This window comes from Hymenobacter sp. H14-R3, from assembly GCF_030063445.1.
In the GTDB taxonomy this organism is placed as follows: Bacteria; Bacteroidota; Bacteroidia; order Cytophagales; family Hymenobacteraceae; genus Hymenobacter.
The window spans coordinates 1-23,113 of record NZ_JASITD010000006.1 but is presented as its reverse complement, the minus strand read 5'-3'; the positions used below and the strand labels follow the sequence as shown (position 1 = coordinate 23,113).

Genomic DNA, 23,113 nt, shown 5'->3' with positions numbered 1-23,113 from the left:
CCCAACCCGGGACAACGGTTGTATAGCTCAATTGGATAGAGCATCTGACTACGAATCAGAAGGTTTAAGGTTCGACTCCTTATACGACCACCAAAAAGGCCCTCACAGCAATGTGAGGGCCTTTTTTTGTTTAACTGTGGCAGTTTCTGTGGCAGTCTTTACCAAATGCAGCCCGGCTTGCGGGTGGCGGCCAGGTTGCGCAGTTGTTACTCCGCTACCAAGGTGCTGCTCTGCTCCAACTGCACGCAGGCATGGCGGCGACTGCTGAAAAGATATTCGTGTGCCAGGCAGCTTGGCGCTGGGTGGCGCAGCGGCCAGCAGCTGCAACCATTTGGCTGGTTGAGGGCTCCTGCCTTCAACTATGCTCCACTTTTCCTTTTCTCCATGAAACGCGTTCTTTTTCTGCTTAGCAGCGGGCTGCTTGTGGCCAGTACTGCGCACGCCCAGTTTGGGCTGCGCGTAGGGGGCAGCCTGTCCAAGCTGCATACTGCTACTAGCGCAAACCTTTACAGCAGCTCCGGCGCACGGCTTGGCTACCAAATTGGTGTCACGTATCAGCTGCCGCTTACAACCTGGCTGGCCGTGGTGCCCGAAATACAGTACAGCGATGAGCGCAGCAGGCTATCGCAAGCCAGCTATGCCCGCCAGGATGTCGCTTTAAGCGCCGATTCGCGCCTGAGCCTGCGTTACCTCAACGTGCCCGTGCTGATGCGCGCCACATTTGGCCCCGTGTACGTAGAGGCCGGCCCCCAGGCCAGCCTGCTGCTGGGGGGCCGCCAAACTGGCACCGTCACGTATACTGGGTGGGGAATAAGTGCTTCTACACGCACGTTTGACCAGCCCGCGACCGAGGGTAACCGGCGCTTCGACGCTGGCGCCTGCGTAGGCATGGGCGTGAAGCTGGCGGCCGGCCTGGGGGTGAGCCTGCGTGCTTACCGGGGCTTGGTAACCCTCAACCAAGAGCGTAGCAACTTCGATGGCGAACACCAGCGCCAAAGCCTGCAAGCGTCGCTCACCTACCAGCTGCCCACGCGCTAATAAGGCGGCATTTCCTTGCGACCGTGCCCTCTCTGCAAATTACTGAGAGGGTTTTTGCTGTGCTAGCATGTAGGCACTCCCAAAACTTTGGCAGGGACGCGCATCAAAGCTAACAGTCTGTGATAAACTATTATCTGTCAGATTTTTATCACTCTTGGTAGCATTGCTTAGCTATGCCTGGGGCTTAGAGGCTATCCAGAAGAGTCGTTGGGCGGGCGGCCGGCATTGAGCCGGCTGTCCGCTCGCCACTGGGAGGCAATTGGTGCCAACAATGAGCGGATAGTCGCCTCAACCCCGGCAGCCCGCCCAGCGGCGCCCACTCGCCCAGCCCCTATTTGGATAGGAGCTTGGTAGCCTCGCGACCTAAGATGCAGGTAGTTACTTAGCTAGATAGATTCTTTTAGCTAGCGGTGAGTGGTTTGGAACCCAGCTGGGGAACCTTAGTAGGACCTTCGGAAGAGGGCCGATTTCATCGGAAAAGTTCCGAAAAGCTCCACTATTTATTATCGGTAGCAGCTAAATCCAAGGCATTTGGTAGCGGCGTAGGTGGGGTTCGCTCTATCCTTTTCCGCTAATGAAAATCCTTGAACAAGAGGCTGAAGACCAGCTCATCCAACGCTTGCACGCAAAAGATGAAAAGGCCATGTCATTCTTTTACAAGAACTACAAGAAGGCACTGTACCAGGTAATTCTGCGCATTGTGCACCAAGAGCAGCTGGCCGAAGATGTGCTGCAGGAAAGCATGTTGAAGTTTTGGCTGGCCTTCCCTACCTACGATGCCAGCAAGGGCCGGCTCTTTACGTGGGCCCTCAACATCAGCCGCAACCTGGCCATCGACCGCCTACGCGAACAGCGCCGCACGGCCCAGCGCACCCAGCCCCTCAGCGACAGCAATGCGCACCAGATGGCCGCCCCGCCCACGTTTCGGCCCGAGCACATTGGCGTGCGCGACTGGCTGGTGCTACTAGCCCCCAGCGACCAGCAGCTGCTGGAACTGCTTTATATGCGCGGCTACACCCAGGCCGAGGTAGCCGACGAGCTGCAACTGCCCCTGGGCACGGTAAAATCACGCGGGCGGCGCATTATCCGCACCCTATCCCAGTTGATGAATAAGTGATTCAGCAATTATGCAAAAGCCGTTTGTCATGGCGAGCGCAACGCAGCGGAGCGCGGCAGTCGTACCAGAAATAGTCGTTTGTCATGGCGCGCTTCACTGCGTTTCGCTCGCCATGACGAACAGCCCCTTGGCTTATCCTCTCAATTAGTGGGGCCGGTATCTTTCCTGGCCTCTATGCTGCGCTGAATAGTGGTGGACACGGCCGAAAGCAAGTCGTAGCCGGTGGCCGTTTCGATGGCGTTGACGGTGGTGCGGTAGCCGCCCCAGTCGGGGTCTACCGAGTCGTTGTTGGGCGTGTCGATGGCGATAACGCGGGTGCTGGCCGTGATGCGGCCCACGTCGTTGGTGCCGATGGGCAGCACCACTACCACTTTCCAGCAGCGGCTGGGCACGGTTACGCGGCCGCCGTCGAGGGTGCCGGCGTAGCCGTTGCTGCCGGTGCCGCCCCGGCCGTAGCTGCCCGCAATGAGGTAGAGCTCATTGCCATCGCCCACGAGGCTGCGGCAGTAGTTTTCGAGGCCGGCCCAGGTTCGCTGGTTATTTTGCGGGGCCTGGGGCATCATGTTGGTCATGAGGAAGGTAGCCGTGTTGTCGGCCGCCGAGCCGGTGCGGTCGGCGCTGGGGCAGTTGTGGCCCCGGTCGAAGCCCGAGCTGGTGTAGCTGCTGCTACTCACTTGGTACCAGCTGCCGGGCAGCTCGTCATCGGCGGCAAAATTGTCTTGCCGGGGGGCCGCGCCCAGCCAGGCATTGCTGAGGTGCCAGCTCACCCAGTTGGGCTTGCCCTGGTCGCGGTTATACGAGAGCGCGTATTGAGCCTTGGTTAGCAGGTAGTTAGTGGGCGAGCCGGTGGCATCGGCCACGGCCCCGCTGGGGTTGCCGAGGGCCAGGTTATCATCGCGGGTGCTGCCGTCGGGGGCGGGGGCGGGGTCTTGGGTGGTAGAGCAGGCGGTAATGAAAGCCAGCAGCAACGCGCTGCCAGCCAAGCGGATAGTCAAAAATTTCATCAAGGGAAGACGCAATAAAGAAAGGGGAGCAAAGGGAGTAAACGAAGAACCAGCAAAGTTCTTTTGTTTCAGAATCTTATCGGGCAGGTACTTGTTAAATACTGATGGCTCTTGAGCGGCTCGCAGCCGCTGCGGGAGCCGGCCTTGGCGACCGCGCCGGGCCGGCCGTACCTTTGTACTCATTCTAAATACTAACGCAATTTCGCCTGCATGTCTGCTGTAATTTCCACTGATATCTGCATTATCGGGGCTGGCCCGGTTGGTTTGTTCGCCGTTTTTGAAGCTGGTTTGTTGAAGCTGCGCTGCCACGTGGTAGACGCCCTGCCCCAGCCGGGCGGGCAGCTATCCGAGATTTATCCCAAAAAGCCGATTTACGATATTCCCGGCTACCCCGAGATTTTGGCCGGCGACCTGATTGACAATCTGATGAAGCAGATTGCCCCCTTCCACCCCACCTTCACGCTGGGCGAACGGGTCGAAAGCTTCGCCAAGCTCGACGATGGCTCGTTTCGGCTCACCACCACCGACGGCACCGAGGTGCAGTGCAAAGCAGTAGCCATTGCGGGCGGCCTGGGCTCGTTTGAGCCCCGCAAGCCGGCCGTAGAGAACTTAGAGCGCTTTGAAGGCGGCAAAGGCGTGCACTACATGGTGCGTGACCCCGAGCACTTCCGCGGCAAGAAAATCGTGATTGCCGGCGGCGGCGACTCGGCCCTTGATTGGACCAATTTTCTGGCCAACGTGGCCTCAGAAGTAACGCTCGTGCACCGCGGCACCACGTTCCGCGGTGCGGCCGACTCGGCCGAGAAAGTGCAGAAGCTGCACGAAGCCGGCAAAATCAAGCTCGTGCTCAGCTCCAACGTCACGCACCTGCACGGCAACGGCCACTTGCAGGAGGTCACCATCACGGGTAATAACGGGCAGGCCGAAACCGTGCCGCTCGATGCCTTCGTGCCCTTGTTTGGCCTCACGCCCAAGCTGGGGCCCATTGGCGAGTGGGGCCTGGGCCTCGAAAACGACGCTGTGCTGGTTAACACCGAGGACTACAGCACGTCGCTGCCCGGCGTGTACGCCATCGGCGACATCAACACGTATCCCGGCAAGCTCAAGCTCATTCTTTGTGGCTTCCACGAGGCGGCCCTCATGTGCCAGGGCGCGTTCAAGTACATCTACCCCGACAAAAAATACACCCTCAAATACACCACCGTAAACGGGGCACCTTCGCTGTAAATGGGTAAGTGAGTAGATGAGTAAAGGGCCAAACGGGCCCTTTACTCATCTACTCACTTACCCATTTACTTAATCACCAAATGGAAAACGATATCAGAATTTACGTGGAGGACGCGCCCGGCCAGCGGCGCGAACTGGAAGCCCCCACCGATATGGGCCTGAGCCTCATGGAGTTGCTCAAGGCTAACGACTACCCTATTCAGGCTACGTGCGGCGGCATGGCGCTGTGCGCCACCTGCCACGTCGAGATTTTGGCCGGCCCCCCGCTCATTGAGCCCAGCGACGACGAGTGGGCCATGCTCGACACGCTGCCCGTGCTGCACGAAACCAGCCGCCTCAGCTGCCAGATTCGCCTCCAGCCCAATTTGGATGGGCTGGTGATTCGCGTGGCCGACCCGGCTTAATGAGGTAACGTGGACTCGGCGAGTCCGCACGTAGAACAACCCACGTATGGACTCGCCGAGTCCACGCTATCCGCGCCCGGCGCGGTATTTCGGCGGCCATCTTCCCCGGGGCTGGCCGCCGAAATACCGCGCCGGGCGTTTCGCAGTTATCGCCAGCAGGCCGGCCCGCCTACTACTGATTCAAGTACTTCTGACAGAACTGCTTATACCGGCTTTCATGAAATCCCTTTTGCTGCTGCTGGCCGCCACGCCCGCGCTTGCCCGAACCGGCCCTACCGCGCCGGCTCACGATGTAGCCTGATATACCCAGCACGCGCCCTTCGCCATGCCCAGCGTGCCCAACCCGGTGATTCCGGCGCGCACCGTTTCCATCAAGGATTTTAGAGCCCTAGGCGATGGCAAAATGCTGGTTACGACGGCCTTTGCCATCGCTATTGCGGCCGGCGCGGCGGCCGGGCGGCGTGCTGAGCGCCGACGGCAAAATATGGTGGCCCAGCCGCGAGACGCTGGTTAAAAAGCTGAAGGCCAATACTAATACCACCGAGACTAACTGCCGGCCGGCCCGCGACTACCTGCGCCTCAAAATGGTGGTTATCACCAACAGCCAAAACCTGCTGCTCGACGGGCCCACGTCTCGCAACTCGCCCCTGTTCGTCATCAACCCCAAGGGCATCACCAACCTCATTATTCGCAACGTGCAGTTGCACAACGACTTCTGGGACCATAATGGCAACGCCATCAACATTGGCGCCAGCCATAACGTGGTGATTTACCCCTGCATGGTGAGCGGCAGCTGCATAAAATCGAGCGGCGGCAACGCCGACGGCAGCATGCGCAACGTCTGGGCCACCGACTGCCGCTTCATCGGCACCGACATTGGCGGGCGCGTGAAAAGCAACGCCGGCCGCGGCGGCCGGGTGCGCGGCATCTACGTCGATAACGTAATAATGGCCAATACTTTACATGAAGCTATACTTTTTAACGCGTCGTATGAAGACGTGCCGACTGGTAAGGAGAACGGCAGCGGCCTGCCCGTAACCGCCACCAAGGTGCCCGGTTTCCAGCAGTTCTACCGGAAGAACATCACCTACAAAAGCGCCGAAACGGCCATCTATTTCCAAGGCCTACCCGAGTGACCCGTGCACGACCTGCATTTCGACAACGTGACTACCACGGCGCAGCCCGCTATTCCGGCGGCCAACACCAAAAACATTAAAGCACTGCAAGTAAGCTTCTTAAGCTAGCAGTATGCGTCCGGTCCGCCGGCGCTAGCTGGCCGACCGGTTGACGCGTGAACGATGCCGGCCCGACTGGCCAAGCGGCGCGCCCGTCAACCGGCGGACCGGCGCACGTACCCCGATAGGGGCTATCCAAACAGGAGTTGGGTAAGTTGGTGCCCATCCCCAGCGAGGTTGCACCTGACAGAGGATATTTGGGAAACTTACTAAACGCAAGAGGCCCGGCATTGCTGCCGGGCCTCTTGCGTTGGGCGCGCCTGGGGCTAGCGGCGCTTGTGCTTGGTGGTAGTGGCTTTCGCTTTTACCTTGGTTTTCACCTTTTTAGCAGCGGTGTGGCTGACGGCTTTTTTGGTGGCAGTCTTTTTGGCCGTGTGCGTGGCGGCTTTCTTGCTGCTGTGGTGCGTGGTGGCTTTGGCGGCGGTGTGGTGCTTGGCTTCGCGGGCTTCCTTGGCGCGGCTGGCTTTGGTCGATTTGCTGCTGTGGCTCGACTTGGCGGCGTTGCTGGTGTGGCGGGCGGCGCGGCGGGCGGCGGCGCGGCGCTCAGCGCGAGCTTCGTCGGCGCGCTCTTCGCGGCGGGCGGCCAGCCAGGCGGCGTGGCGGGTGGCGCGCGAGCGGGCGGCGGTGGCTTCGTGGGCGGCTACTTCTTCGGCGCGGGGCTCGGGGGCAGCTACGTTGTAGTGGGCGGTGGCGTCGGTTTCGGGCGAGGCACTGGATAGCTGCTCGGCCGAGGCGGTGGGCTTGGGCGTTTCGGCGGCCTTTTTGCGGCGCACCGGCATCAGGAAATCGCGCTCGGCGCGCTCGCGGTTACTCAGGCTTTCTTCGCCGGGCAGCTTGGTAACGACTGGGGCTTTCTCGGCTTGGGCCCAGGCCGCCGACGAACTCAGCGACAGGGCTAGTACAACAATTAGCTTCCTCATCAATAACTTACTGGATAATTTAGAAAAACAAAAATAGCTCGCCCGGCCCGACTACACAAGGCGGTCAGCCCGCAAAACGTGCCCGCCGGGCAGCCCGCAACACCAAAGAACAGCTCCTGCCCCGCCCCGTGCGGGCCGCCTACTGCGGGGCAATGGTGAGGCGCAAACCAGCCGAATTGGCCCCAAACTCGGGCGCATACAAGCATTGGGCCTGGCTGAGCCCCCCCGAAAAATTGCCGGCCTGGCTGGCCCGCAGCCGGTATTCAAACACGTGGGTGCCACGCGGCACGGCGCTCAGAAAAAAGTTGGTGGCCGCGTCGCGCGGGCTCTCATAGTAGCCCAGCCCGTTCTGGTAGCGGTAGCCGCTGAGTGGGCTAATAGGCTCCAGGCCAGCGGCGCGCTGGTCTTTGAGGTGCACGTACTCCAGGGCGCGGTCGGTGCGCAACACGAGGCGCACCACCAGAGCGTCGCCCACGCGCAGCGGCGTGGCGGCATCAATCTTTTCGAGCTGCGGGCCGGCGGCGGTGCGGGTTTCGCGGTAAAGCTGGCGCTCCAGGCTGAGGGGCGTGGCGGCGGGCGTCACCTGGTCGATATCCTCAAAATACTGCCAGTAGAGCGCGCCCCAGGCCACGCCGGCATCGGTTTTGGTGACGGTTACCCGGCCCTGGGCGGGCTGCATGGCGGCGGCGGGCCAACTGGTTTTGTAGTAGCCGGTACCGGCCTGGGTGGCCTCGGGCTGCACGGGCTGGCCGCCCACGGTTACTTGCAGCGGCGCGGGCGTGGCCAGCCAGTCGGTGCCGCGCAGCAGCAGGGCGTAGCAGGCATCGGCGGTGGCGCGGGTGCTTTCCCAGTTATGGGTTTGCTTCTGGGTGAGCAGCCACAGCTTCATCTCATCCACCGCTTGCTGGTCGTTTTTAACTTCGTCGAAGGCTTCGATGAGGGTAGCCTGGGTTTCGGTGCGGGCCTCGCGCCAGTAGTAGCCGCCGCGCACTTCCTTCCAATACATGCCCAACTCGGGGCTGTGGAGGGCATTTTCGCTGAGGGCACGCAGGATGGCCGTGGCGGCCGGGGCCGTGGCATCGGCCCGGAACAGGGCCAGCGCCAGCTGCGCTTGCAGGTAGCGCGTTTGGCCGGGCCAGTAGGTGGCGGCCTGGCCGCGGTAGTAGGCGGCGGCCGGCTGGTCGGCGGCCGCTACGGCCGGCTGGGGCCAGAAGCTACGGGCGTACAGCGCCTGAATGGCGTTGTCGCTGAGGTGGCTATCGGCCAGCTTCACGGCCTTTTGCCGGCGCAGGTCGGCGTACTCTCTGGCCAGGGCGGCGTCGAGGTAGCGCAGGGCATTTTGGAGGATATCGCGGGCCGCGTCGTCCTGGCTGGCGTCGAAGGCCCCGAGCTTTTTGAGCTTGCCGAAGCCCACCACGATGAGCTGGGTGATGTAGCGGTCGGCGGGCATTTGCGCAAACCACGGGAAGGCCCCGCCGGGCTGCTGCATGGCTTGCAGCTTGGCCAGGGCGCGGGCGGTTTCGCCGCGCAGGCGGGTTTCGTCAAACAGGGTGCTGAGGCGGGCCAGGCGCTCATTTTCGCCCTGGGCGTCGCGCACCCACGGCGTTTCCTGCAAGAGTAGGTTTTTAAGCTCCTGGTTTTGAGCTAGTTTGCTTTCGAGGGCGTTGCGCTGGGCGGCGGTACCGCTCTGGGCCTGGCGCGTCCACTCGGCCAGCACGGCTTTGAAGCGCGGGTTGGCCTTGAGAATCTGGGCGGCCAACAGGTTGGCGTAGAGGCGGCTAAACACCTGCTCGGAGCACTCGTAGGGGTACTCCATGAGGTAGGGCAGGCTCTGCACGGCGTACCAGGCGGGGTTGGCCGTCATTTCGAGCGTCAGCGCGTAGTTGCGCCGGGTGAGCGAGCTGGTGCTGGTCAGCTTTTTCAGCTCAAACGCGCGGGTGCCGGGCCCCACGATGGGCAGCGGCAGGCTCTCGGTAATAAGGATGCGATTGGGCAGCACCGGCAGCGTGTTTTCCTCACCGTCGGAGAAAGTGGTAGCCCCACCCCCAGCCCCTCCCCTGTGGGTAAGGGGGGCCGGATTATTACTTTTTCTGCGCGATTTTTTATCCGATACCTGATGATTGCTACCTGATGACTGACTCTGGGCCACTACGCGGTAGGTAACGGCGACGGGCGCGAAGTCGGTGGGTAGGCGCAGCTCCCAGCCCAGGGCGGCGCTTTGGTGGGCGGCGGCGCTTACAGGCTGCTCGGCGGGGCCGCGCAGCAGCTGGCTCGTAATATCCTGGCCGGTAGCGGCATCGAGCAAAAAGAGCTGCGTGGTGCCGCTGACGGCGTAGTCGGTGAGGTTGGAGAACTTGGCGGGGAACGTGAACGTGTCGCCGGGCCGCAGGAAGCGCGGGGCGTTGGGCGTTATCTGGATTTCCTTCTGCGTCACGAGCTGGCGGGCGAGCTGGCCGGTGCGCAGGTTTTGGTCGTGGGCCAGGGCCAGCAGCTGCCAGCGTGTTACGGCCTCGGGCATCTGAAATTCGAGCACAATATCGCCGGTTGCGTCGGTGCGCAGGGCGGGCTGCCAGAAAGCGGTTTCGCGGAAGTCGGTGCGGGTGGGCACCGCGGTGAGGTCGGGGGCACTACCCGGCTGCGCCGGCGCGCTGGCAGTGTCTGCGCGCCCATCTGCGGCTACGCTTTCCTGCATTTTAAACTTGGTTGCTGCGGCCATGGGGGCCGGAGCAGCCACTCCGCGAATCATTACTTTTGGGCTACCGCCAATGGCCATGCCTCTCATTCGCACCCCATCCAAACCGCCGCCTCGCTGAGCTTTATATTCTGTGTACCAGTTTTTTAATTGGGGATATTCTACACTCAATTCATTCTCTGAACCAGCAAGCTGACCCAGCACTTCCGAATTCAACTCCCCAAACTCGCCCTGCCAGCCAAACCGGGCCGGGTAGTAATTACCGCCGAAATCCAGTCCCGTAAAGCTGTGGGGCCGGAATACGTCCAGGCTCTGGTCGTAGAGCGTAGCCAGCAGCTCGGCCGCGGCAGGCTTGCCGTTGGCCTGGCGGATAGTGACGCGCCAGGTTTCCTGTTGGCCGGGGGCCAGCTTATCGCGGAAGGTGCTGATGGCCAGCGCGAGCGGCTGGGGCTTTTCGACTACCTGCACAGTGGCATCGTGGCGATACAGCTGATTAGCACGCACCTGCGTGGTGTGCACGTAGAGCGGGCCGCGGGCCGCGGCGGGGCCACTTTCCAGGGCCAGGCGGCGCTGCTCGCCGGCTTTCAGCGTGAGCCACTCGTGGCGCAGCAGCTGGCCGCCGCGCTCCACTTCGAGCAGAATGCGGGCATCGGCCTCGCTGCTGCCCAGCAAAATGCTGGCGGGCTGGCCGGGGGCCACCGAGTCGGTGAGGGCCACAAACCAGTCGGGCGTGGCGTAGGGCACGGTGGCCGCCCGCGCGTCGTAGAGCGTGAAGTCGAGGCTGGCCCGCGCCGAATCGCGGCCGGTGGCCTGGGCTTCGAGGCGGTAGCGGCCGGTGGGCAGCGCGGCCAGGGCGGCGCTCAGGGCGAGCGCGGGGCCGGCTTTGGTGTCGAAAGCCAGGGTTTTGACCAGTTCGGCGGGCGCTTCGTTGTCGGCGGTTTCGGGCGCGGGGCCGGGTATACCAACCGGACCTTTTTTATAACTAACTGCTAATAAGCGTAATACTCCGGCAGCCGGCAAGGGCTCGCCGGTCGCGTTGGTGCTCAGCAGCGTGAAAGCAGGCAGGGCGGCCTTATCAACCTTATCGGGGCCGGTGAGGCGCAGGCTGAGCGGGTTGTGGCCGATGGCCACGTTGCGGGTGCCAGTGCGGGTTTCGCCGGCCGCGTCGGTCACGTCGGCGGTTATTTCAAAGAGGTAGCCCGGCTCCCAGCCGCGGCGGCCCGGCTGCCGGGGGGCCAGCGGCGGCGTGAAGGTGATAGCGAAGCGGCCCTCGGCGTCGGTGGTGGTGGTGCCGTGGGCGATTTCCTGGTTGCCCCCACGCGGGCCGGGCCGCGAAATGCGGCTTCGGCCGCCCAGGTCGTAGTCAAACAGCGCCCACAGCTCGCGGCGCGTGATGCGGTAGCTCACCTTGGCCCCATCGGTGGCCTGGCCGGCATAGGCGCGGGCGTGGCCGCTCAGGGTCAGCGGCTGGCCCAGCTGCGGCCGGCCGGGCACCGAGTCGAGCGCCACCAGGAAGGTGGGCCGCTTGTAATCCTCCACCGCGAAGCTGAGGCTGCCGTGGTCGGTTTGCAGCCGCATCTGGCCATTGAGCAGGCCGGTGGGCAGCACCAGCGAGCCGTGGAAACTCCCGAAATCGGAGGTGGTGAAGGGCAGCGTTTGCACGGTTTGGCCGTTCACATCAATCAGGCGCACGCTCACCAGCTGGCCGGTGAGCAGCTGGCTTTTGGCCGCCCGGCTTTCGGTCGTAATTCCCTTAAAATAAACCGTTTGCCCCGGCCGGTAGATGGCGCGGTCGGTGAACAGGAAGGTGCGTTGCTGCGGCCGGTCCACCTCTTCGTAGCTGGGGTAGTAGGAGCCGTTGAGCAGGGTCAGCAGCGTGTCGCGGCCCCGCCACGAGCGCACGCTTTGCAGCTGCTCGCGCCCAAACGACGCGCTGTTGCTGAGGGGGGCCGGCAGTTCGGCTTCGCCCATCGTGTTGGTGGGCAGCACGGCACTCAGGCGCTTATCATCGCGCGATTTTTCGCGGTTGTACACGTTGAACGCGGCCTGGTTGTTCACCCCGGCCAGCGGCGCGCCGCTTTGGCGGTCCAGCAGCAGCAGGGCGGTGGCCCCGGTGGTGGCCTTGGGGCGGTGCACCACGCTCAGCCCGCTGGCTCCCAGCAGGGCGTAGCTCGTTACGGCCCCGGCCTGGGGCGCGGTGGGGTCGGTGGCCTGGCTGCTGATAACCACCACGTAGTAGCCCACGGGCAGCGCCGCGCCGGCGGCCACTAGCTTCTGCTCCAGGTAGTTGAGAGGCTGGGTGGGCACCACTACCGGCCAGCTGGCGGCCGGCGCGGCGCGCAGGGCGCGGGCGTAGCGCTTGGCAAAGGGCCGGCCTTGCGGGTCGTAGCCGGAGCCCTGTTCCCACTCCTTCAGCGTGATGCGGTAGGCCGAGGCGTGCAGCGCGGTTACGTTGCGGGCCGTGAGGCTGAGGCGCCAGGGCTGGCCGGGCACCACGATGGCGGCGGCCGAAAACGCCAGCTCGGGCCGCTCAATCTCGGCGCGCAGCTGCCGGGCCCGCGCCGCCCCGCGCGACTTTGGAAACCGGGCTTCGGCCTCCCGCGTCAGGGCCACGGCAGCCACGGGGTCGGCGGCGCGCCGGGCCTCGGCGCGGCGGGCCACAAACTCGGCGCTGATGGGCAAGGCCTGGTACGTGGCGGCCAGGCGAGCCAGGGCGGAGTCGTACTGGTCGGCCAGGTCAGTATCTTGGGTAATACCGCGCAGGTAGTCAATGCGTTGCAAATCCACATTGGCCAGGGCCGCCAGGTTTTGCGGAGCCAGCTGCTGGCGTGAGGCCGTGAGGCGCTGCAACAGGTGCAGCACGTGCAGCTGGCCATTGAGCGAGTCGGCATCCGGGGCCAGCAGGCGCAGCGCAGCAAATTCCTGGGCACTCCCAAAAAGCTGCGGCTCAGTGGGTTGCCACTGCTGCTCGGGCCGGGTAATGTAGAGCTCCTGGTTTTGGAGGCCGGCAATGGCGCGCTGGGCCAGCAGGTCGTAGAGGGTGGGGCGCAGGGCGCGGCCCTCGGCATCGCCGCCGGTGGCCAGGTCGCCGAGGTCGGCCAGGGTGGTTTTGAGCTGGCGCTGCGGCTCGTCTTCGACCGACTGGTAGTAGTGGCGCACGATGGCCACGCCGAGCCGGCCCGCATCCCAGGTGGCGAGGCTGGTGCCGCCGTCGGCCGCGCCGGGCGTGGCCGCGTCGGTGGTGGGGGCGGCCCCGCTGGTGCGCTGGTACAGCTGGTAGCGGTGCTGGTTGTAATAAGCGGTGTATAAGCCCCCTAGCAACGAGTGCAAAATGGGCCGCGCCGGAAACTGCGCCGTATTCAAGTCGCTCTCCAACAAGGTAATACCTTTTTCGTCGGCATCGTTCTCCTTGTTATCAAGCAGGCGAATCTTGTAGAGCAGCGCCCGCACGTAGTCCGGGGCGTTGTTTTCGCGGCGGGCCTGCTGATAGATTTTCTCTACCAGCGGGGCAGCAGTGGCCGTCTGCTCCTGCTGAAGCAGCGCGTCAATCTTTTTCCACTGAGCCGCAAAGGGCGTGTGGGGGCCAGGGGCGGCCGAGTCGGCAAGTAAAGCAGTCATCAGCAGGCAGCAGCAAAGCAGTAAGTAGCGCATGGGGCAGGCCGGTCGGCCAAGGTTGATGCCCCAAAGATGCCGGAACTGTGCCAATTGCACATTTTGCAGCCCCACCCCCGGCCCCTCCCCTGCGGGGGAGGGGAGCCAAAATTCGATTATTAAATGAGCATTTATCAATGAACGATTGCTCACTGTCCCGTACTCATTATTAATTACGTCTGGCTCCCCTCCCCCGCAGGGGAGGGGCCGGGGGTGGGGCTGCCCGGTACCTAGCTCCGCCCGCGGCGCACCGGGTAAAACAGCAACTGCACTATCAGCAGGGCCACGCTGGTAAACAGGATGCTGACGCCCACCCGGCCCAGCGTGCGCAGCGGGTACTGAAAGGAGCCCAGCTCCAGGAAAAAATACACCACGTGGTGCACGCTCACCAGCAGCAGCAGGTACACCGAAAACCACTGCCAGCCCATCTGGTGCACGTTCACGGTGTCCTGGGTGTCGTAGCCGTCGCGCGGGGTGAGCAGGCGCAGCACCCAGGGGCGCAGGTAGGCCAGTAGCACGGCGGCGGCGGCGTGCAGCCCGCCCGTGTCGTAGCTAATATCCATCGAAAGACCCATGGCAAAGCCCAGCAGCAGCTGCAAGGCAATGGGCGTGCTCAACGGTAAAAACAGGATAAAGCCCAGGTACAGAAAGCACCAGCCCAGCCCAAACAGCGAGAGCTGCCCCACAATGAATACCTGCACCCCGGCGTAGATACCAAACCGCAGCAACTGCCGCACAAGCATTGCCAGCACACTCATCGCGGAACGTGGGTGGGTTTAACGAGCGGCTTCACCGGCTTGGCGGGCAGGGGCTCGGGGGCTGTGGCGGCGGTTTCGAGCGAGTCGCGCTCGCTACGGGGCCGGTTGTGCACCACGTACACGTAGGTGAGGCGGCTAAAATCGGCGCCCAGCTTCAGGCGCACGGTCCAGAAATTTTTGTCCGGCTCCTTCACAAACGACTCCACGGTGCCCACAAACACGCCCTCCGGAAACACGGCATTGTAGCCCGACGTCACCACCGAGTCGCCCACCGCCAGGCGGTTCTGGCGCGGAATGTAGTCGAGCAGCGCGTGGCTATAATCTTCACCGGGCCATTTCACGCTGCCAAAGGTACCGTCGCGCTTTATTTTGGCCGCTATCGCCATTTTGGAATGCAGGATGGAGAATACCGTAGCGTAGTGCGCGCTCACCGATTTTACCTGCCCCACTACGCCGCCGGCGCTCATCACGCCCAGGCCGGGCTGCACGCCGTCGGCCGCGCCTACGTTCAGGGTCAGGTAGTTATCCACGGCCCGCAGCGAATTGTTGATTACCCGGGCCGGAATGAGCGGGTAGGCCGCATCGCGGGTGGCTACCCGCACGCCGGCCAGCAGCAGCGTATCGGGGCGGGCCAACACCTTGGGCAGCTTGGTTTTAGGCAGCGGCTGGGGCAGGCCGGTGGTAGGCAGGGCCTGGCTGGGGTCGGGCCGCAGGTGGCGGTAGATGACGTGGCCCAGCGTATCGCGGCCCACGGGCAGCGAGTCGGCCTCGCGGTGGGTAAAATCGGGCGGGTACAGCTGCTGGCGCAGCCGCGAGTTATCCACCAGCAGCTGGTGGTTTAGCTCGTCAAGTCTAAAGTAATCAGCCACTTGCGTGCGGCGTTCCAGTACTACGCCCGCGTAGGCGTTGGCCGAGTTGAAAAACGCCGCCCGCTGGTACGAGCTATTGGTCACGAACAAAAACAAACTCGCCACTTCCAGCAGCACAAAGAGCATCACCCCCTGGAAGCGCAGCAAAAAAGCAACGAGGTTACGCATAAGAAACTAAGCGTGAAAGTCTTAAACTCGTTTGTCATTGCGAGGAGGAGCGACGAAGCAATCTTTCCTTCTGTTTGCGCCGCTTGGGTAGTGCAAACGTTAAGGAAAGATTGCTTCGTCGCTCCTCCTCGCAATGACAAACGAATTGGCCGTTGAACTACCTGGCTAATTAAGTTAGCAGCACGCCCCGGTAGGCCTGAATGTCTTTGATGGCCTTGCCGGTGCCGCGCACCACGGCGCGCAGGGGGTCTTCGGCAATGTGGATGGGCAGCTTGGTTTTGGCGGCCAGGCGCTTGTCGAGGCCGCGCAGAAGCGCGCCGCCGCCGGTGAGATGAATGCCATTTTCGTAGATGTCGGCCGACAGCTCGGGCGGGCTGATTTCCAGCGCCTTCAGCACGGCTTCCTCAATCTTGGCCACCGACTTATCGAGGGCAATGGCAATTTCGGAGGACGTGACCTTAATCACCTTCGGGATGCCCGTCATCAGGTCGCGGCCGCGCACCTCGTAGTCGGGGGGCGTTACGTCGAGCTCGGTGAGGGCGGCACCCACTTCTATTTTGATGCGCTCGGCCGAGCGCTCGCCGATGAGCAGGTTGTGCTGCCGGCGCATGTAGTCCAGAATGTCCTGATTAAACACGTCGCCGGCCGTTTTAATCGACTGGTCGCACACGATGCCCGAAAGCGCGATAACCGCGATTTCGGTGGTGCCGCCCCCAATGTCGATAATCATTGAGCCCACGGGCTGCTCCACGTCAATGCCGATGCCGATGGCAGCGGCCATGGGCTCCTGAATCATCCAGACTTCCTTGGCCCCGGCGTGCTCGGCCGAGTCGCGCACGGCGCGTTTCTCCACCTCCGTAATGCCGCTCGGAATGCAGATAACCATGCGGTGCGAGGGCTGAAACAGCCGGTTGCGGGTATCAATGAGCCGGATGAGGCCCTTTATCATTTCCTCGGCCGCGTGGAAGTCGGCGATAACGCCGTCCTTGAGCGGGCGGATAGTCTTGATATTATCGTGCGTTTTCTCGTGCATCTGCTGGGCCTTGGTGCCCACCGCGATGACTTTATTGGTGGTGCGGTCCTTGGCAATAATGCTGGGCTCGTCCACCACAATCTTGTCATTGTGAATGATTAGCGTATTGGCAGTGCCCAGGTCAATGGCAATGTCGCTGGTTAGAAAATTGAAGAAACCCATTTAGATAGCTCAGCGCGTAATAGAAGGCTGGTAGTAATAAACAAAGGTACAATAGAACGCCGTGGCAGTAACGGGGCGGTTGGTGAAGTGGTGAAGGAGTGAGTTGGTGAAGGAGTGATTTGCCCATTCACCAACTCACTGCGCCTTATCAAGGGCCAGCCGGCCTTCTTCCAAGTCTAACTCGTTTTCGAGCTTGCGTAGTACTTCTTCGCTGATGTGCCGTTCCTTGCGCATGTTGTCGAGCACGCCGCGTTCGAAGTGAATGAGCACTTCTTGCAGCTGCTGAAAGGGGGTGAGGGTAGCGGGCTGCACGTCTTCGGGGCTGTTGGTGCGCAGGCGCAGGCGCTCTAGGCGCTGGGCGTAGCGGTGCTGCATACGGGCCATAATTTCGGGTGGGGCCTGGCCAGCAGCTTCGGGGCTGCTCAAGTACTCCACGGTGCGGTGGGCCATGCTGATGCGCACCTCCTGCTCCTCGCGCTCGGCCTGGGTGTCGGGCTCTAGGCCCAGCCAGCCGATGAGGGGCCGCAGCGTGAGCCCCTGCACCAGCAGCGACACCAGAATGACGATAAAAGTGAGCAGCAGAATAGGGTTGCGCTGCGGAAAGGCTGCGCCCGAGGGCAGCGTGAGCGGCAGGGCCAGCGCGGCGGCCAACGAAAGCACCCCGCGCATACCGCCCCAACTCACGAGCGTCACCTCCTTCACCGACAGGCCCGGCTGAATGGAATCGCTGAACCGCCCCAGCAGGCGCGTCAGGTAGGTGGTCGGATATGCCCACAGCATGCGGGCCCCAATGATGGCCACGCTCACCAGCAGGCCGTAGCCCAGCATCGGCCAGCGCAGGTCGGGGGCCACACCATCCAGAACAGCCGGTAGCTGCAAGCCTATCAATATGAATACCAGGCCATTAAGCAAAAACGTAAGCGAATCCCACACGGCCAGCACCTGCAACCGGCCTTCGTGGTTGAAAATGCGCGCCGTGTACTGGCTCACAAACAGCGCCGACACCACTACGGCCAGTACCCCCGAGCCATGAGCCGTTTCGGCTACCAGGTAGGCGGCGTAGGGCGTGAGCAGGCTCAGGCTGGTATCGACGGTAACGCTGGTGCGCGAGAGGCGGTGCACTACGTAAAACACGAAGCCCACCACCAGCCCCACCACTATGCCCACGCCTGCCACCAGCACCAGCTGCCCCGCCGCCGCCCCCAGCGCAAACTGCCCCGTAACCACCGCCGCCACCGCGTAGCGGTAAGCAATGAGGCCGGTGGCATCGTTCACCAGGCTTTCGCCTTCCAGAATGGAGATGATGCGCCGCGAAATGGGCAGCCCCTTGGTAGCCACGGCCGCCGACACGGCATCGGTGGGCGAAATGATGGCCGCCAGCACGAAAGCTGACCCCCAGCCAAAGCCCGGCAACAAGTAGTGCGTTACGGCGGCTATAAACACCAGCGAAAACAGCACGCAGCCGATAGCCAGCATGGAAATAGGCCGCAGCTCGGCCCGAAAAGCCGACCACGACAGCTGCCAGGCCGACGCAAACAGCAGCGGCGGCAGAAACACAAAGAATACCAGGTTAGGGGCCAGCGATACCGGCGGCAGGCCCGGTAGCAGGCTCAGCCCCAGCCCCGCCAGCACCAGCACCACCGGGTAGGGAATATTCATCCGATTGGCCACCTCGGCCAGCGCCGTAGTTACGGCCAGTAAGATTACCAGGAGTTCAACTTCATGCATAAGCTAGGAGGGAGGACGGAATTATCAAAATCGTCTGTCCTTGCCGCGCTCCACTGCGTTGCGCTCGCAAGGACAGACGGAAGGCTCTTATACGTGCTTAGTGCTTGAAGTGGCGTACGCCCGTCAGCACCATGGCCATACCAAGGCGGTTGCAGGCGTCAATACTGTCCTGGTCTTTGATGGAGCCGCCGGGCTGCACCACGGCGCGCACGCCGGCGGCGGCGGCGATTTCCACGCAGTCGGGGAAAGGGAAAAACGCGTCGGAGGCCATCACGGCACCCTTCAGGTCAAAGCCGAAGCTGGCGGCCTTCTCAATGGCCTGGCGCAGGGCATCGACGCGCGAGGTCTGGCCCACGCCCGAGGCCAGCAGCTGGCCGGGGCGGGCCAGCACAATGGTGTTGCTCTTGGTGTGCTTGCAAATTTTGTTGGCAAACTCCAGGGCGGCCACCTCGTCGGCCGAGGGTGCGGAGGTCGTGACGGTGCGGAAGTCGGGGGCCGTCTCTATTTGCAGGTCGGCATCCTGCTCGATAATGCCGTTGAGCAAGGTTTTAATCTGCTTCTTTGGAAACTCTACCGGCTTCTGCAACAGCAGGATGCGGTTCTTTTTGCTTTGCAGCACGGGCAGCGCCTCAGCCGCAAACGAAGGCGCGATGAGCACCTCGAAGAACAGTTTGTTAAGCTCCTGGGCGGTGGCCAGGTCTACTTCCTGGTTCACAATGATAACGCCCCCGAAGGCCGATACCGGGTCGCAGGCCAGCGCGTTGACGTAGGCGGCGTGCAGGTTTTCGGCCTGGGCCACGCCGCAGGCGTTGGTATGCTTGAGGATGGCCACGGCGGGCGGCCCGCCCGCAAACTCGCGCATGAGCTGCACGGCGGCATCCACATCCACCAGGTTGTTGTAGCTCAGCTGCTTGCCGTGCAGCTGGTCAAACAGCGCCGCGAGGTCACCGTGGAAAGCGCCGGCCTGGTGCGGGTTTTCGCCGTAGCGCAGGGGGGTGATAGTCGGCTGGTTATCAGTTGCTTGCTCAGCGCCCGCTGCTAAGCTGGTGCCCTGGCTCACGTACTTAAAAATCTCGGTATCGTAGTGGCTGGTGGCGGCAAAGGCGGCGGCGGCGTAGTGGCGGCGGTCGTCGAGGCTGGGGCTACCGTTGGTGGCTTCCAGCAGCTGGGCCACGGCCTCGTACTGGTCGCGCGAGCTGACAACCAACACGTCGCGGTAGTTTTTGGCGGCGGCGCGCAGCAGGGCAATGCCGCCGATGTCGATTTTCTCAATCACGTCGGCCTCGGGCGCGCTGCTGGCTACGGTTTCCTCGAAAGGATACAAATCGACCACTACCAGGTCGATGGGCGGAATGCCGTGCTGCGCGGCCTGGGCCAGGTCGCCGGCTTCGTGGCGGCGGTGCAGGATGCCCCCGAACACCTTGGGGTGCAGCGTTTTCACGCGGCCGCCAAATACCTCCGGGAAGCCGGTCAGGTCTTCTACGGCAACTACTTCAGCACCTTGCTCTTCGAGAAATTTCTGGGTGCCGCCCGTGGAGTAGAGCGTAACGCCGAGGCGGCGCAAGGTGGCAACGAGCGGGGCCAGCCGGTCCTTGTGGTACACGGAAAGCAGGGCGGCGCGAATGGGGCGAGCGGCGGACATTGGCAGGGAAAGTTTGGGGGGTAAAATGCTGTGCGGAGCGCAAAAACTGCCTCCCCCCTACCCGGCCAACCGCGGTAAGGGTTTAGCGCTGCAAAGGTAGGCCCGGCCATCTGGGGGCTGTCGGGCTTTTTCAGAAAAAGTCGAAAACCTGCTGCTGGGCCCGCTGGCAACTCCCGGCCCCTGTTTGGAGTTAGGAATAACCTAACCGTCTGCTCACGCACGCGCCCCCCAATGCTCGATATTCCTACCGCCAGCCCACCTACCGCTTTCTCGCCTCCCAAGGCCACTCCGCTCCCTCCCAACACGCCCGCGGCTATGGTGGCGGCGGCGGCCAGCCTGGCCCCACGCCTGCTGGCCCAGGCCGCCAGCACCGACAAAATCGGCGGCTTCCCCGCCCAGGAAATGACTTGGCTGCATGAGGCCGGCCTGCTTACGGCGGCCCTGCCCAGTACGCTGGGCGGCGTGAGCCTCGGTGAGCCCAGTACGGCGCTGCCCCTGCTGCAAGCCCTCTACCACGTGGGGCGGGGCAACCTGGCGGTGGGCCGCCTCTGGGAAGGCCACGTAAACGCCTTATTACTAATACGTTGCTTTGGCAGCACCGCGCAGCTGGCCCGCGCCGCCGCCGATGCCCGCGCGGGCCATGTGTTTGGCGTGTGGAACACCGAGAACCCCGCCGAGGGCGTGCACCTGGAAATGCGGCCCATGGTGCCGGGCCACTACCGCCTGCGCGGGGCCAAAACGTTTGCGTCGGGCTCGGGCCACATTACCCGGCCCGTGCTCACGGGCGCGCTGCCCGATAACCAAGGCTGGCAGCTGGTGCTGCTGCGCGCCGACCAGCAGCCCCCCCAGCTCGACCGCAGCTTTTGGCGGCCCCTGGGCATGCGGGCCACGGCCAGCTTCCGCGCCGATTTTACGGGCCTCGAAATTGGCCCCGATAACCTGGTGGGCCAGCCCAACGACTACTACCGCGCCCCGTGGTTTGGGGGCGGGGCGGCGCGCTTTGCGGCCGTGCAGCTGGGCGGGGCCGCCGCCGTGCTCGACGAAACCCGCCGCTTCCTGCGCCGCCTCGGCCGCACCGACGACCCCTACCAGCGCCAGCGCCTGGGCGAGCTGCTCGCCCTGCACGAAACCGGCCAGCGCTGGCTGCGCGGCGCGGCCGAGCACGCCGCCCTGCCCACCACCGCCGCCGACCCGCTGCCCCCGGCCCGGCTGGCCGCCCTTACGGCGTACGTCAACGCCTTCCGCGGCACCACGGAGGACATTTGCCTGCAAACCCTGCGCCTGGCCGAGCGCTGCGTGGGCGCGCGCGGCCTGCTCCAGCCCGAGCCGTTTGAGCGCCTGCACCGCGACCTCACGCACTACCTGCGCCAGCCTGCCCCCGACGGTGCCTTGGCCGATGTCGGGCGCTTTGCCCTGGATTCGGACCTACCTGCCTATCAGCTTTTTAATTAAGCAATTTTAGAATAACTGGTTCATTTACAGTTATTTACATTAATACTTACGTAAATATTTTTTTAGCCCCAGCGGGGTCGTACCCAGCAGGGCAACATACATATTACTAGTAAAACCCTGTTAAGCAGAGCTAAAGCCCCAGCGGGGCGACATGCGGGCCCGATGCATCAGGGTGTAGCCCTGCCGGGTACGACCCCGCTGGGGCTGGGTTGTCCTCTTAAGCAGGTGGGTATTAGTAACATATGGCCCTGACGGGCACGACCCCGCTGGGGCTAAAAAACAGACTTCTGCGCGAGCACTACACCTTGATAATGACTGCTTTGCCTTTTGATTCTTACCCGCTGCGTCCCGCCAGCTACGCGGCCACGCTGGGCCGCACCGTTATCGTCATTCCGCACCCCGATGATGAGGCCCTGGGCTGCGGCGGGCTGCTGGCGCTGCTGCGGCAGGCGGGCCAGCCGGTAGCCGCGGTGCTGGTGAGCGATGGCACTATGTCGCACCCGCACTCGCAGGACTTTTCGGCCCCGGCCCGCCGCGAACTGCGCTACGCCGAGCTGCGCCACGCCCTGGCCGTGCTGGGGGCTGATGAAACCCAGGTACTGTACCTAGGATTGCCCGATAGCCAGGTGCCCAGCGCTGGCCTGGCCTTTGAGGATGCCGCCGCGCAGCTAGCCAGCTTTATCACTGAGCAGCAAGCCACTACCGTGCTTACGCCCTGGCGGCGCGACCCTCACCCCGACCACCGAGCCAGCAGCCAGCTCACGGCCGCGGCCCTGGCCCAGCTGCTCCAGCCCCCGCGCCGCCTTGAGTACGTGGTGTGGGCCTGGGAGCGCGCTGCCCCCGCCGACCTGCCCCAGCCCGGCGAGGGCACGGGCTTCCGGCTGGACATTACCGCGGTGCTGCCCCAGAAGCAGCGCGCCATTGCGGCCCACCGCTCGCAGCTAGCGCCCGGCACCATCACCGACGACCCCAGCGGCTTTTTGCTGTCCGAAACCATGCTGGCCCACTTTGCCCAGCCCACCGAGGTCTTTATTGAAGCCTGAGCCAACGCCCATGAACACCGACCAACCCAATACCCTAGGCCCCAATTACTTCGACGATGTGTACCGGGCCAATACCGACCCCTGGGCCTTCGCCAGCAGCCCCTACGAGCGCCAGAAATACACCGATACCCTGGCCGCCCTCACCCGGCCGCACTACGAGCGGGCCTTCGAAATCGGCAGTTCCATTGGGGTGCTCACAGCGCAGTTGGCACTCCGCTGCGGTCACCTGCTGAGCGTAGATGTGAGCGAGGCCGCCCTGGCCCAGGCCCGGCAGCGCTGCGCCAGCCTGCCCCAGGTTGAGCTACGTAAGCTCCAGGTACCCGATGAGTTCCCCGAAGGGCAATTTGACCTCATCCTGCTTTCGGAGGTGGGCTACTACTGGTCGCCCGCCGACCTGGCCCGTGCCGCCGACCTACTGCTAGGAGCAATGGCCCCCGGCGCCCAGCTGCTGCTGGTGCACTGGACGCCGGTAGTGCCCGACTACCCGCAGACGGGCGACGAGGTGCACGAGTTTTTCCTGCAAAAAGCTCGCGAAGAAGGCGTTATAAAACACCTGCACGGCCACCGCGCCGACAAGTACCGCCTCGATTTATTCGAGGCTCCGGCTTTGTGACGCTAAGCGAAGGATTCTTGCTTGATACCGTTTGCTGGCGGGCACAAGCTCGGATTACCCCACGCGCCAATTGGAAATTTGCCATAGCTTACGGTCTGCCAGCGGTTTCTACTTCACTCCTATCAGTTCTGCACTATGCTAGGTCATTCTCTACTGTTAGGTGTTTGCGCTGGGTTGCTTGCGCTGCCAGTAGCCGCACAAAGCCGGCCGGGCCCGGCTTATTCCTTACATGTATGGTCCCAGAGAGTCATGGCGTACCTTTAACCCGCGACTGTCAGGCAAAATTATGGAACAAGTACTTCACGCAAGCGCCCGCACCACGCCGGCCATCCGGCGGGCCCTGCAAACCAGTTCGGA

General features: G+C 63.2%; 16 protein-coding genes and 1 tRNA gene. 9 read left to right on the top strand and 8 right to left on the bottom strand.

Annotation, left to right across the window (positions count from 1 at the left end):
* The first annotated feature begins 16 nt into the window (after positions 1 to 16).
* The 3 genes from QMK33_RS07565 (at position 17) to QMK33_RS07555 (ending at position 2,155) form a co-directional block, all read left to right on the top strand.
* A tRNA-Arg gene (locus tag QMK33_RS07565) sits at positions 17 to 93 on the top strand.
* Positions 94 to 384: 291 nt separating this feature from the next.
* Positions 385 to 1,038: a porin family protein gene (locus tag QMK33_RS07560; protein ID WP_283563966.1), complete on the top strand. Its 654-nt coding sequence runs from the start codon at positions 385 to 387 to the stop codon at positions 1,036 to 1,038.
* 574 nt (positions 1,039 to 1,612) lie between these two features.
* The gene (locus tag QMK33_RS07555) at positions 1,613 to 2,155 is read left to right on the top strand and encodes an RNA polymerase sigma factor (RefSeq protein WP_283563965.1); all 543 of its coding nucleotides are present in this window, start codon (positions 1,613 to 1,615) and stop codon (positions 2,153 to 2,155) included.
* Positions 2,156 to 2,295: 140 nt separating this feature from the next.
* On the opposite strand, the gene QMK33_RS07550 is transcribed toward QMK33_RS07555, so the two are convergent.
* Entirely contained in the window at positions 2,296 to 3,159 is an 864-nt protein-coding gene (locus QMK33_RS07550; protein WP_283563964.1) for a DNA/RNA non-specific endonuclease, read from the bottom strand.
* A gap of 210 nt (positions 3,160 to 3,369) precedes the next feature.
* Between QMK33_RS07550 and QMK33_RS07545 the strand changes: the two genes are divergently transcribed.
* The 3 genes from QMK33_RS07545 (at position 3,370) to QMK33_RS07535 (ending at position 5,926) form a co-directional block, all read left to right on the top strand.
* Positions 3,370 to 4,386: an NAD(P)/FAD-dependent oxidoreductase gene (locus QMK33_RS07545; protein WP_283563963.1), complete on the top strand. Its 1,017-nt coding sequence runs from the start codon at positions 3,370 to 3,372 to the stop codon at positions 4,384 to 4,386.
* Positions 4,387 to 4,466: 80 nt separating this feature from the next.
* Positions 4,467 to 4,790: a 2Fe-2S iron-sulfur cluster-binding protein gene (locus QMK33_RS07540; RefSeq protein WP_283563962.1), complete on the top strand. Its 324-nt coding sequence runs from the start codon at positions 4,467 to 4,469 to the stop codon at positions 4,788 to 4,790.
* Positions 4,791 to 5,212: 422 nt separating this feature from the next.
* On the top strand, positions 5,213 to 5,926 hold the full coding sequence (locus QMK33_RS07535) for a glycosyl hydrolase family 28 protein (protein WP_283563961.1): 714 nt from the start codon (positions 5,213 to 5,215) through the stop codon (positions 5,924 to 5,926).
* 365 nt (positions 5,927 to 6,291) lie between these two features.
* On the opposite strand, the gene QMK33_RS07530 is transcribed toward QMK33_RS07535, so the two are convergent.
* The 7 genes from QMK33_RS07530 to purH all read right to left on the bottom strand — a co-directional run bounded on the left by QMK33_RS07530 (position 6,292) and on the right by purH (position 19,648).
* Positions 6,292 to 6,945 carry a hypothetical protein gene (locus tag QMK33_RS07530; protein ID WP_283563960.1) on the bottom strand — a complete coding sequence of 218 codons (654 nt, stop codon included), beginning with the start codon at positions 6,943 to 6,945 and terminating at the stop codon, positions 6,292 to 6,294.
* Between the two features lie 139 nt (positions 6,946 to 7,084).
* Entirely contained in the window at positions 7,085 to 13,255 is a 6,171-nt protein-coding gene (locus QMK33_RS07525; protein ID WP_283563959.1) for an alpha-2-macroglobulin family protein, read from the bottom strand.
* A gap of 263 nt (positions 13,256 to 13,518) precedes the next feature.
* The gene (locus QMK33_RS07520) at positions 13,519 to 14,031 is read right to left on the bottom strand and encodes a hypothetical protein (RefSeq protein WP_283564109.1); all 513 of its coding nucleotides are present in this window, start codon (positions 14,029 to 14,031) and stop codon (positions 13,519 to 13,521) included.
* Positions 14,032 to 14,042: 11 nt separating this feature from the next.
* Positions 14,043 to 15,083, bottom strand: a complete 1,041-nt coding sequence (mreC, locus tag QMK33_RS07515) for a rod shape-determining protein MreC (RefSeq protein WP_283563958.1) — start codon at positions 15,081 to 15,083, stop codon at positions 14,043 to 14,045.
* Between the two features lie 169 nt (positions 15,084 to 15,252).
* Positions 15,253 to 16,278, bottom strand: coding sequence for a rod shape-determining protein (locus QMK33_RS07510; protein ID WP_283563957.1), 1,026 nt, complete (start codon positions 16,276 to 16,278; stop codon positions 15,253 to 15,255).
* Positions 16,279 to 16,413: 135 nt separating this feature from the next.
* Positions 16,414 to 18,006, bottom strand: coding sequence for a Na+/H+ antiporter (locus tag QMK33_RS07505; protein WP_283563956.1), 1,593 nt, complete (start codon positions 18,004 to 18,006; stop codon positions 16,414 to 16,416).
* Between the two features lie 97 nt (positions 18,007 to 18,103).
* The gene (gene purH, locus QMK33_RS07500; RefSeq protein ID WP_283563955.1) at positions 18,104 to 19,648 is read right to left on the bottom strand and encodes a bifunctional phosphoribosylaminoimidazolecarboxamide formyltransferase/IMP cyclohydrolase; all 1,545 of its coding nucleotides are present in this window, start codon (positions 19,646 to 19,648) and stop codon (positions 18,104 to 18,106) included.
* A 231-nt stretch (positions 19,649 to 19,879) separates the two neighbouring features.
* Here purH and QMK33_RS07495 point away from each other — a divergent pair, with 231 nt between their 5' ends.
* The 3 genes from QMK33_RS07495 (at position 19,880) to QMK33_RS07485 (ending at position 22,756) form a co-directional block, all read left to right on the top strand.
* The gene (locus QMK33_RS07495; protein ID WP_283563954.1) at positions 19,880 to 21,100 is read left to right on the top strand and encodes an acyl-CoA dehydrogenase family protein; all 1,221 of its coding nucleotides are present in this window, start codon (positions 19,880 to 19,882) and stop codon (positions 21,098 to 21,100) included.
* A gap of 320 nt (positions 21,101 to 21,420) precedes the next feature.
* Positions 21,421 to 22,143: a PIG-L deacetylase family protein gene (locus QMK33_RS07490; protein ID WP_283563953.1), complete on the top strand. Its 723-nt coding sequence runs from the start codon at positions 21,421 to 21,423 to the stop codon at positions 22,141 to 22,143.
* A gap of 10 nt (positions 22,144 to 22,153) precedes the next feature.
* The gene (locus QMK33_RS07485; RefSeq protein ID WP_283563952.1) at positions 22,154 to 22,756 is read left to right on the top strand and encodes a class I SAM-dependent DNA methyltransferase; all 603 of its coding nucleotides are present in this window, start codon (positions 22,154 to 22,156) and stop codon (positions 22,754 to 22,756) included.
* Positions 22,757 to 23,113: the final 357 nt, after the last annotated feature.